The sequence below is a fragment of the uncultured Microbacterium sp. genome, assembly GCF_947632095.1.
Taxonomy (GTDB): domain Bacteria; phylum Actinomycetota; class Actinomycetes; order Actinomycetales; family Microbacteriaceae; genus Microbacterium.
In genome coordinates this window covers 1-11079 of record NZ_CANROA010000055.1, presented here as the reverse complement: position 1 = coordinate 11079, position 11079 = coordinate 1, and the positions used below count along the sequence as shown (strand labels likewise).

General features: G+C 67.0%; 11 protein-coding genes. 5 read left to right on the top strand and 6 right to left on the bottom strand.

The genetic code is table 11. From position 1 onward, the window contains the following. Window positions 1-281: 281 nt before the first annotated feature. Window positions 282-1346, bottom strand: a complete 1065-nt coding sequence (locus Q0Z66_RS10920; protein ID WP_298041034.1) for an LLM class flavin-dependent oxidoreductase — start codon at window positions 1344-1346, stop codon at window positions 282-284. A gap of 62 nt (window positions 1347-1408) precedes the next feature. On the opposite strand from Q0Z66_RS10920, the gene Q0Z66_RS10915 reads away from it, so the two are divergent. Further along, the gene (locus tag Q0Z66_RS10915; RefSeq protein ID WP_298041032.1) at window positions 1409-1651 is read left to right on the top strand and encodes a hypothetical protein; all 243 of its coding nucleotides are present in this window, start codon (window positions 1409-1411) and stop codon (window positions 1649-1651) included. A gap of 23 nt (window positions 1652-1674) precedes the next feature. On the opposite strand, the gene Q0Z66_RS10910 is transcribed toward Q0Z66_RS10915, so the two are convergent. Next, window positions 1675-2151: a YbaK/EbsC family protein gene (locus Q0Z66_RS10910; protein WP_298041030.1), complete on the bottom strand. Its 477-nt coding sequence runs from the start codon at window positions 2149-2151 to the stop codon at window positions 1675-1677. An 8-nt stretch (window positions 2152-2159) separates the two neighbouring features. Further along, entirely contained in the window at window positions 2160-3674 is a 1515-nt protein-coding gene (locus Q0Z66_RS10905) for a methyltransferase (RefSeq protein ID WP_298041028.1), read from the bottom strand. A 105-nt stretch (window positions 3675-3779) separates the two neighbouring features. On the opposite strand from Q0Z66_RS10905, the gene Q0Z66_RS10900 reads away from it, so the two are divergent. From Q0Z66_RS10900 to trxA, 4 genes are all read left to right on the top strand, one after another. Continuing rightward, window positions 3780-5912, top strand: coding sequence for a DUF6049 family protein (locus tag Q0Z66_RS10900; RefSeq protein WP_298041026.1), 2133 nt, complete (start codon window positions 3780-3782; stop codon window positions 5910-5912). Further along, window positions 5905-7521 carry a murein biosynthesis integral membrane protein MurJ gene (gene murJ, locus Q0Z66_RS10895; RefSeq protein WP_298041024.1) on the top strand — a complete coding sequence of 539 codons (1617 nt, stop codon included), beginning with the start codon at window positions 5905-5907 and terminating at the stop codon, window positions 7519-7521. Before Q0Z66_RS10900 ends, murJ begins: the two co-directional genes overlap by 8 nt. Window positions 7522-7634: 113 nt before the next feature. After that, on the top strand, window positions 7635-8606 hold the full coding sequence (trxB, locus tag Q0Z66_RS10890) for a thioredoxin-disulfide reductase (protein WP_298041022.1): 972 nt from the start codon (window positions 7635-7637) through the stop codon (window positions 8604-8606). A gap of 59 nt (window positions 8607-8665) precedes the next feature. Beyond that, window positions 8666-8989, top strand: a complete 324-nt coding sequence (gene trxA, locus Q0Z66_RS10885) for a thioredoxin (RefSeq protein WP_298041019.1) — start codon at window positions 8666-8668, stop codon at window positions 8987-8989. Between the two features lie 103 nt (window positions 8990-9092). Here the strand turns inward: trxA and Q0Z66_RS10880 are convergent, their stop codons facing one another. The 3 genes from Q0Z66_RS10880 to Q0Z66_RS12515 all read right to left on the bottom strand — a co-directional run bounded on the left by Q0Z66_RS10880 (window position 9093) and on the right by Q0Z66_RS12515 (window position 11064). After that, window positions 9093-9419, bottom strand: coding sequence for a tryptophan synthase subunit alpha (locus Q0Z66_RS10880; protein ID WP_298041016.1), 327 nt, complete (start codon window positions 9417-9419; stop codon window positions 9093-9095). A 9-nt stretch (window positions 9420-9428) separates the two neighbouring features. Further along, window positions 9429-10868, bottom strand: coding sequence for a sugar porter family MFS transporter (locus Q0Z66_RS10875; RefSeq protein ID WP_298041014.1), 1440 nt, complete (start codon window positions 10866-10868; stop codon window positions 9429-9431). A gap of 106 nt (window positions 10869-10974) precedes the next feature. After that, window positions 10975-11064, bottom strand: coding sequence for a hypothetical protein (locus Q0Z66_RS12515; RefSeq protein WP_366938993.1), 90 nt, complete (start codon window positions 11062-11064; stop codon window positions 10975-10977). Window positions 11065-11079 lie beyond the last annotated feature (15 nt).

Below are 11079 nucleotides of genomic sequence, written 5' to 3'. Positions count from 1 at the left end.
GGCCCCTCCGTGTTCGGCTTCCAGCCGAGTTCGGGCGCGACGTACTTCGCGAACGACTCGAGCACGTGCAGGTTGTAAGCAACACCCAACTGGCTGGGCGAGTTAGAGCATCGGACCGCGATGATTCCACTTCGTTAGAGTGGCCGTATGAGCGATCCACTTACCAGCCTCGTTTTTGCTGTTGTCCTCGTCGGTGTGGGTTTTTACGTGCTCTATTGGGTGGTTCGGAAGGCCGTCGCTGCAGGGATCCGCGACGCTGCCCGAGTCTCCGAAGAGGCTACTCAGGAGGAGCCTCGGCCGTAACTGCCCTCGACCGGCCCTTCCCAGTTGGGCTTCCAGCCAAGCTCCGGCGCAACATACTTGGCGAACGACTCCAAGATATGAACACAAAAAGCAACACCGAGCTGCGTCGGCACCGTCAGCATGAGAGTGTCGGCCGCCATGACGGCCTCGTCGGCCAGCAGCTGGCGCACGAGAACATCGGGCTCGGCGGCGTACGTCTTGCCGAACGTGGAACGGTAGCCGTCGATGATGCCGATCTGGTCGTCGGAATCCTCACTGCGCAGGCCGAAGTAGGCCCGGTCCATGTCGGACACGATGGGGAACACGCTGCGGCTCACCGAGACGCGCGGCGTCCCCGTGTGACCGGCGGCCTTGTACGCGGCCCGGTACTGGTCGATCTGCTCGCGCTGCAGCCGGTGGAACTCGTCGCCGGTCGCCTCGGTGAGCAGCGTCGAGCTCATGAGGTTCAGGCCCTTGCGCCCCGTCTCCTCAGCGGTCGCGCGGGAACCGGAACCCCACCAGATGTGGTCGCGCAGAGTCTCGGACTGCGGCTCGATCGGCAGATAGCGGCCCTCGCCGACCTGCTTCGGGTCGCCCTGCACGACGGCAGCGCCGTCGATCGCCTCGAGGAAGAGGTCGAACTTGTCGCGGGCGAGATCCGCACCACGCGGGTCTTCCGAGCCGACGTAGCCGAAGGCCTCCCAGCCGCGCAGCGCGGGCTCGGGTGAACCACGGCTCACGCCGAGCGCGATGCGGCCGCGGGCGATGAGGTCGAGGGCTGCAGCCTCCTCGGCGAACTGCAGCGGGTTCTCGTAACGCATGTCGATCACACCGGTGCCGACCTCGATGCGCTCGGTCTTCGCCGCCATCGCTGCCAGCAGCGGCATGGGCGACGCGGCCTGGCGCGCGAAGTGGTGCACCCGCGTGTACGCGCCGTTGACGCCCAGCTCATCAGCGCCGACCGTGAGGTCGATCATCTGGTGCAGCATGTCGCCGGCGGTGCGCGTCGCAGAACCGGGCACGTCGGCGTAGTGCCCGAACGAGAGGAATCCGAAAGCCTTCATGCTGCATTCGAACGAATGGATGCCGGGGGTTATTCCCTCGCCCTCATCGCTACGCTGACCCCATGCACTCACCCAAGTTCCCCACCGCTGCAGCGGTCGGCGCGGCGGCCAGCCCCGTGCTGTACATCGTCGGCTTCCTGTTCTTCTTCGTCTCCGGCATCCGATGGCACATCGCAGAGGCGCTGGTCATCGGAACCGCGCTCATCCTGCTCGCCACCGTGCTGCTGATCTCGAGCATCATCCTCATCGGCGTGCACCGCATGCTCGTGAGTGCGCTGACCCCGTCCGAGCAGCCGCAGCGCTGACGTCAGGCGTCAGGCGTCAGGCGTCACGCCCGAATATCGACCGACGGCGCCCCGGTGATCGCGACGAGTTCATCGTGCGTGATGCGGAACACCGCGTGGGAGACGCCGCCGCCGGCCCAGACGTGCGGGTAGTCGGCGAGGCTCTCATCGATCAGGGTGCGCAGGGGTTGCGGGTGCCCGACCGGAGCACAACCGCCCACGCGCTGCCCCGTGGCGGCGTGCACGAACTCCGGGTCGGCCCGACTGAGCTTGTCGACTCCGAAGTGCACGGCGGCCTTCGCCTTATCGATCCGGTGAGCGCCGCTCGAGAGCACGAGGACGGCTTCATCGCCCGCACGGAACACGATGCTGTTGCAGATCGCCCCCACTTCGCACCCGAGGTATTCGGCGGCGGCCGCAGCAGAGGGCACCTTCTCGGTCAGCTCCGCCATCCGGTCCGTCAGCCCGGCGGCCGTCAGCGCGTTCTCCACGGTGACCAGTGCGGGATCTCGAGTCAGCATGCGCCCGGTCACTCCCCCGCGAGGAAACCGTCGAGCACGAGCGCCCGGATGCGCGGCTCGAGGTCGGCCCAGAGGTCTGCCAGCGGAACGTCGAAGAGGTCGGCGAGGGCCGCGACGATCTGCGCGACGGTCAGTTCTCCGTCGCAGGCGCCGACGAATCCGGCCAGGGCCGAGTCGACCGAGACGGTGCGTCCGAAGGCGCCGCCCTGGCGGAGTTCGATCACGCTCGGGTCGTCATCGCCGGGCATGTAATGGCGGGCTTCGGTGACATCGGATGCTGTGACCAGCGTCTGCGGGAGGCCCGCCATGAGCACATCGTGCGCGACGAGGCCGTCGCGCAGCGCGCGTCCGGGCGATGACAGCGGCTGCGAGAGCCTCTCGAAGCGGCGCAATGGCGCAGCCGCGGCATCCGCCGGGCGCCGTACGAGCACGTACCCGAAGCCGACGGCGGTGACGCCGCGGTCGGCGAAGTCGTCGAGCCAGGCTTCGAGCATGCGCCCGAACTCGGCCTCACGGGGTGTGGTGCCGCCGTCACGGATCCACAGTTCGGCATAGGAGAGGGGCGTGAGCTCCTCGCGCTCGACGATCCAGGCATCCAGCGCCGGGTCGATCCAGCCTTCGAGGCGGCTCAGACCCGCGGCATCCTCGCCCGTTCCCCGAGACTCCCAGTTGCCCAGCATCTGGGCGACCCCGCCGGGGGCGAGGTGCGCGGGCACAGTACGCAGGAACTGCTCGACGAGCGCATCGCCGATCAGCCCGCCATCGCGGTACTCGTACTCGGTGACGCCCTCGACGCGGGGCGTGATGACGAACGGAGGGTTCGAGACGATCAGATCGAACGTCTCCCCGGCGACGGGTTCGAACATGCTCCCGAGACGGAACGAGACGTTCTGCACCCCGTTGAGCAGGGCATTGAGCCGCCCGAATGCGAGAGCGCGCTCGGAGATGTCGGTCGCGATGACTTCGTCCGCATGACGGGCGACGAGAAGAGCCTGGATGCCGCATCCGGTGCCCAGGTCCAGAGCACGGCCGACCTTCTGCGGGATGATCAGCTCCGCGAGCGTGCGGGAGGCGCCCCCGACTCCGAGCACGTGATCGGAGGGAAGCGCTGTGCCGAGCGCAAGCTCGTCCAGGTCGCTCGCGAACCACCACTCGCCGATCCCGTCCGCGTCGACGAAGGACTGGGGGCGGATCAGGACCGCGGGAACAGCATCCGCATCATCGATCCGCGCGAATCCCATCGTGACGAGACCATCGACGCCGAGACGCGGCAACGCTTCGGCCACCAGTGCGGCGGGCTGCGGCATCCCGAGAACGAAGAAGCGTCCGAGCGTGGCCAGAGCACCGACATCGCGCGCGATAGCGCGCAGCAACGGTTCGCGCACACCGCGACCGAGGGCATCGTCGGCTTCCTCGCCCCAGAGCCGGCGCAACGGTTCGGAACGGAAATCGGCGTCATCGAGATCGGCTGCGAGGGCCGTGACGAGAGCGGGATCGGGCGAGGTCGGAAGAGCATCGGACACGGCGTCACTCTACGCGCCTTCAGACTTCCCCGATGGCGTCGCTCTAGAATTGCCAGGTCACAACTCACGGGCCGACTCCGCCGTGCCCGAGGAAGACCAGAGACGTTGATCAGCCCCCGAACCGGCCGTCCTCAGCGCGCGCATCGCTGTGCGCGCGGTTCCGTCGTCTTCGCGCTCGCTTCCGGGCTGGTCCTTGGTCCGGTTCTGACGCCCTTCTCCCCCGCCGCGGCAGACACCGTCGACGACGAGGAGACGGGCCTCATCTCGCTCGCCCTCACCGCCGGATTGCACGGCGTCGTGAAGCCCGATGCGACGCTGAGCTCCTCGGTCACAATCGCGAACGACTCCGATGCCGATCTCGCGGCCGGTCAGGTCACCGTCGAGATCAACCGCACGCCGTTGACGAATGCGGCGGCGTTGAGCGCCTGGCTCGACGGCGCCGAGGTCGCGGGAACCTTCAGCGCACTCGGCTCAGAAGACGTTGACGCGGTCGCCGCGGACGACACCGCGATCGTGTCCGTCCTCACACCCCCGACGGTCCTGGGCACGATCTCCGAGGGTGTCTACCCTCTTCGGGCGACGCTGACCCCCGAGGCGCTCACCGATACCGATGCCTCTCCCGATGGCGAGGCCGACGACGAGGCGGATGCCGAGACCCTCGACCTCGGCGCGAACAGCGTTCTCATCGTCACCGGCGATTCCGCCCGCCAGGTGAGCGTGATGGTCCCCATCACCGCGACCCCCGCGAACGGCACGCTTCTCACGAACGATGAGCTCACCGTCCTCACCGCCCCGGATGGAGCCCTCACCGCGCAGCTCGATGGTGTCGCCGGCACCTCGGCGATCATCGCCGTCGATCCCCTCATCCCCGCTGCGATCCGGGCCCTCGGCACCTCGGCGCCCGCCACGGCCCTCACCTGGCTCGATCGGCTCGAACTGCTGCCGAACGAACGCTTCGCACTCCAGCCCGGAGATGCCGATGCCACCGTCCAGGTCCGGGCCGGCCTGACCGAGCCGCTCGAGCCGCTGGCCTTCACCACCTACCTCGATCCCGCGGACTTCGCCGTGCCGGATGCCGCAACGCCATCCCCCTCACCGGCGGCCACGGCATCCGAACCAGCGCTCCCCTCGGCCGAAGAACTGCTCTCCGTCCGCTCGGCCGAGCCCGGCATCCTCTGGCCCGTCGCCGATCTCCAGACCGCCGATCTCGCCGTCTTCGATGCTTTCCTCGGCACCGACGCGACGACGATCCTGCCCTCGAGCGCCATCTCGGGATCGCGCAACGCCCTCGCCGAAGTCGACGGTCACGACCTGCTGGTGCTGGATTCCGCTGCATCCGCCGCTGTCTCCGCCGCCACGGTCGAAGACGACGACGCGATGCGCGACCAGAGCATCGCGGCCGGGATCGCCCAGGTCGTCCTCTCCGGCTCCGATTCCGTCCTCATCGGGCTCGACCGGGCCGAGACACGATCGGCAGCTGCACTGCGCGAGGCGATCCTGTCGCTGTCAGCGGTCGCCGACACGGTCTCCCTCAACACGCTGCGCACGACGGAGACCGGTTCCGTCACCCTGACCGCCGAGACATCCGGCGAACGCGCCGAAGCCCTCACCGCGCTGCTGTCCGAAGAAGCCGACCTGACGGCGTTCGCGTCGATCCTCGACGAACCGTTGAATCTGCGCGCCCCCGAACGCCTGCGCCTGCTGCGCCTCATCGGCGTCGGCCGGACCGCCGACTTCACCGAGGCCGTCGCCGCGCACCAGTCCACGACCGACACAACCCTCAATGCGGTCGGTGTGCAGCAACCGAGCCCGATCCAGCTGTTCACCTCCGCGGCCCCCCTGCCCGTCTGGGTGCGCAACGACCTGCCCTGGCCGGTCAATCTGACCCTCACGGCAAAGCCCTCGGACGCCCGACTCGACGTGCAGCCCCGCCGCGATGTCGTGGCGCAGGCCGGTAGCAACGAGCGCGTGAAGGTGCCCGTCGAAGCCCGCGTCGGCAGCGGTGTGCTCACGGTCGATTTCAGCCTCACCTCGCCGACCGGCGTCGCGATCGGTGCCGACCAGACCGCGACCGTCACGGTGCGCGCAGAATGGGAGGGCATCGGCCTCGGAATCCTCGGCAGCCTGATCGGTCTCCTCCTCGTCTTCGGCGTCGTGCGCACAGTGCGCCGTCGGCGCAAGGACGCCGGCTCCGTCGAGCAGTCGGATGCCCCGGCAGAACAGGACACGAATGAGTAGTCTCGGGCGCGCCAGCGCGATCATCGCCGCCGGCACCATGGTCTCGCGCGTCACCGGGCTGCTGCGCAGCATCGTCCTCGTCGCGGTCGTCGGGTCCGTCGGCTCCGGCGTCGCCGATGCCTTCGCCTATGCGAACAAGCTCCCCAACAGCGTCTTCCAGATCATCTCCGTCGGTGTTCTCACCGCGGTGATCGTCCCGCAGATCGTCAAGGCCACCGCGGATCGTGATGGCGGGAACGCCTTCATCTCGAAGCTGTTCACCCTCGGCACGGTCGTGCTCGTCGGCACGACGCTGCTGGCGATGCTCATCGCCCCCTGGCTCGTGCATCTCGCCGCCGGGAACGCCCCCGATGCGGTCATCGCCCTCGCCGTCGCGCTCGCGTACTGGTGCCTTCCGCAGATCCTCTTCTACGGCCTGTACGCGCTCCTCGGCGAAGCCCTCAACGCCCGCCGCATCTTCGGCCCCTTCACCTGGTCGCCGGTCGTCAACAACATCATCTCGATCATCGGCTTCCTCATCCTCGGCGCCGTCTTCGCACCGGTGTCGACGGATGCCACGCAGTGGACCCCCGAGATGATCGCCGTCCTCGGCGCCACCGCGACAGGCGGCATCGTGCTGCAGGCCGTCGTGCTGCTGCTCTTCTGGCGGCGCACCGGCCTCTCCCTGCGCCCCGACTTCCGCTGGCGCGGCGTCGGCCTCGGCAACGTCGGCCGCCTCGCCGGATGGACGCTCCTCATGGCCTTCGCCGGCCTCGCCGCGGGCTTCCTCCAGACGAACATCGTCAGCGCCGCATCCGACCTCGGCGCCGCCGCCATGGTCACCGACAACGCCTGGCTGATCTTCATGCTCCCCTACTCGGTGATCGTGCTCTCGATCGGCACTCCCTACTTCACCCAGATCTCCGAGCATGCCGCCGCCGGCCGCCACGATGAGGTCCGCGCAGACATCAGCCGCAGCATCCGCACCCTCGGCTTCTTCATGGCCGCGGCCATCGCCGCCGTCGCCGCGGCCGCGATTCCGGCATCCCGCATCTTCACCCAGACCGCCGAGGATGCCCCGGCCGCAGCCCTCGTGCTGATCGCCTATCTGATCGGCCTGCTGCCCCTCACGATCCTCTTCATCGTGCAGCGCACCTTCTACGCCTACGACGACACGCGCACGCCCTTCTGGTTCACGATCTTCCAGTGCGCGCTCATCGTCATCACCGCGCTGACAGCCGCGGCACTGCTCGCCGCCGACATCCTCCCCGTAACGATGCTCGCCGCCGCCGTCGCGCTCGGCCAGTCGATCGCCAGCACCCTCCAGCTGCTCCTCGCCACCTGGTTGCTTCACCGCAAGATCGGCAGCCTGGATGCTCGCACCTGGCTTCTCGCGATCGTGCGCTTCACGATCGCGGCCGTCCCCGCCGGCCTCGCGGGTTGGGGAACGTTCCTCCTCCTCGGCGGAGTCCCCGGGTGGGCAGCATCCTCGATCCTCGCCGCCGTCGTCAGCACGTGCCTCATCGGCGCCGCGGTCGTCATCGTCTACATCCTGCTGCTCGCGCTCATGCGCGCGCCCGAGCTGAAGACGGCCACCGCGCTGGTCAAGCGATTCCTGCCCGGCCGCTGAGCGCCCTGGACCCCATCGACTCACACCCGAACGCGGGAATGCGACGCGGTTACGATGGGTTTGAACCATTGAGTCCCGTCCGACACCACCCGTCAGGCAAGAAGAGAGTGCACATGCGCAAGGTCATCATCATCGGCTCCGGTCCCGCCGGTTTCACCGCGGCCATCTACGCGGCGCGTGCCAGCCTCGAGCCGCTGCTCATCGCCAGCTCCGTCGAGGTCGGCGGAGAACTCATGAACACCACCGATGTCGAGAACTTCCCCGGCTTCCCCGACGGCATCCAGGGCCCCGAGCTCATGGCGAAGCTGCAGGCCCAGGCCGAGAAGTTCGGCACCGAGATCGTCTACGACGACGTCACCGAACTCCACGTCGACGGCCCCGTCAAGAAGGTCGTCCTCGGCAGCGGCGACACCCACGAAGCACAGTCGATCATCTACGCCACCGGCTCCGCATACCGCAAGCTCGGCGTCGAGGGCGAAGAGCGTCTCTCCGGCTTCGGCGTCTCCTGGTGCGCCACCTGCGACGGCTTCTTCTTCCGCCAGAAGACCATCGCGGTCGTCGGCGGCGGCGACTCCGCCATGGAAGAGGCCACGTTCCTCACCCGCTTCGCCGACAAGGTCTACGTCATCCACCGCAAGGACACCCTCCGCGCCTCCAAGATCATGCAGGAGCGCGCCTTCGCCAACGAGAAGATCGAGTTCCTCTGGAACAGCGAAGTCGCCGAGATCACCGGCGGCGACAGCGTCTCCGGTGTGACCCTGCGCAGCACGGTCGACGGCACCACCAGCGAACTGGCCCTCGACGGCCTTTTCGTCGCGATCGGCAACGACCCGCGAACCCACCTCGTGCACGACAAGCTCACGCTCACCGACGAGGGCACCATCTGGGTCGATGGACGCTCCTCGCGCACCTCCGTCCCGGGCGTCTTCGCCGCCGGAGACGTCATCGACCCCACCTACCGCCAGGCGATCACCGCTGCCGGCTCCGGAACGGTCGCCGCCCTCGACGCCGAGCACTTCCTCGCCGACCTCGAGGACGCCTCCGTCGAGAAGCCCGCGGCCGAAGCCGCCGAGATCATCGCCTGACCGGAACATATTCGACGCATCCGCTGTTTCAGCGAGTGTCTCAACCAAAAGGAGCAACTATGACTGCCAAGGCAACCAGCCAGGCGACCTGGGAGCAGGACGTCATCCAGGCCGAAGGTCCCGTCCTCGTCGACTTCTGGGCCGAATGGTGCGGCCCCTGCCGCATGGTCGCACCGGTTCTCGACCAGATCCAGGCCGAGAACGAAGACAAGATCACCATCGTCAAGCTCAACGTCGATGAGAACCCCGAGCTCGCCATGAAGTACCAGATCACGTCGATCCCGGCGATGAAGGTCTTCCAGGGCGGCCAGGTCAAGGAGACCATCATCGGCGCCAAGGCGAAGCCGGCCCTCGAGAAGGAGCTCGCGGCCTACCTCGCGTGAGCCGCCACCCTCTCTGAACGAAGAAGCGCCGGTCGACATCGTGATGATGTCGACCGGCGCTTCTTCGTTCGGTCTTTGCTCGGTCTTCGCGAGCCGTCATGCCTCAAGCCACGGTCGTGTCCCAGCGGCGATGCCGCGAACCCTCCCCCAGAAGCCCCCAGACGGCCTCTGTGAGCTCCGGATACTCCAGGGCGATCTGACGCATCACGCGATAGTTGCGTTCGGCATTCGGGCGCACACCGCCGTTAGCGGTGATGTTCTCGGCGCGCAGCAGGTATACGACCAGTTCATCGATGCTCGGGAGCTCCTCCATGAACTCCCACGGGTCCTCACCGCTGAGCAGACGCTCCTGGATCAGAACAGCCAGTTCATCGGATGCTTCGGCGCGAAGAACTTCGAGACTCGCGCGACGCGGGACACCATCAGACATCCCTTCAGCCTACGCGGACTCCTTGCGCCGCCGGCGCGGCAGATCCACAGCATCCGTCATGCTCTCCAACTCCCGACCCTTCGTCTCCGGCACCTGGAAATACACGAAGAAGAACGACACGATCGCGAAGAACGCGTAGAAGCCATAGGCGAAGGTGAGTCCGATCTCGGCGAAGGCCGGGAACGTCGTCGAGATGAAGAAGTTCGCGATCCACTGGGCAGCCGCCGCAACGGCCAACGCCCCGGCACGGATGCTGTTCGGGAACATCTCGCCCAACAGCACCCACACCAGCGGACCCCACGTGGCACCGAAGAACACGACGAAACCGTTGGCGCACACCAACGCGATCATCGACCACGGATCGGGCAGAGTCACCGCCCCGTCCTGCAAAGTACCGAACGAGAATGCGACGGCCATCATGCCGAGCGTGATCGCCATGCCGACCGACCCGATCAACAGCATCGGACGGCGACCGACCTTATCCACGAGGAGGATCGCGATGATCGTCACCACGATGTTCGTGATCGACGTGATCACCGATGTCTGCAGCGCCTGCGATTCATCGAAGCCCACCGACAACCACAGGGTCGTCGAATAGTAAAAGATCACGTTGATGCCGACGAACTGCTGGAAGACGCTCAGCAGGATGCCGACCCACACGATCGGCTTCAACCCGAACTTGTCGCCGCGCAGATCCTTGAGCGACTCGCCCTGCTCCGCATTGAGCGTCTTGCGGATCTCCTCGATCTTGAGATTCACATCGGGTTCACCGCTGAAGTCGTAGAGCACCTGAGAGGCCTTATCGATCTTGCCTCGCGCCACGAGGAAGCGGGGCGACTCCGGCAGACGCAGCGCCATGAGTCCGTAGATGAGAGCGGGAATCGCCTCCACCATGAACATCCAACGCCATGCGTCGATACCCAGCCACAGAACGTTGGCGGCGGAGCCGGCGATGTTCGCGAGCAGGGCGTTCGATAGCAGCGCCGTGAAGATACCCAGAACGATCGCCAGCTGCTGCAGAGAACCGAGACGGCCACGGATCTTCGCCGGCGAAACCTCGGCGATGTACGCCGGCGCAATCACCGACGCCGCGCCGACGCCGAGCCCGCCGACCACTCGCCAGATGATCAGATCGATCACGCCGAACGCGAGACCAGACCCGATCGCCGAGACGAAGAACAGCACCGCAGCGATCAGCATGACCGGGATGCGGCCGAGCTTGTTCGCGAGACTCCCGGCGAACCAGGCGCCGACCGCGCATCCGATGAGCGCCGAGGAGACGGCGAAGCCCTGCAGTCCCGCCCCCAACGAGAACGCCCCCGCGAGAGCGGCGACAGCGCCGTTGATCACGGAGGTATCGAACCCGAAGAGGAATCCTCCGAGCGCCGCAGCGATAGTGATCCCGATGACCCGAGCGTTGAATCGCTCCGCCGTCGTCTTCTGAGCCATGCGTCCTTCTCCCCCGTGAGCCTTCACTCTAGAGCGCGGCCCCGCTCAAAGGCGAGACCTCGCCACGACCACTAAGTGTTGTTGGCCATGAGGTTGTTGACAGGGGTTAGTTGAGTAGTTCCTTGAGCGCTCGCAGGTGTGCGCGGGTCAGCCCGGCGGCGGCTTCGACGTCATGTGAGGCGATTGCGTCGTAGATGCGTTCGTGGACTCC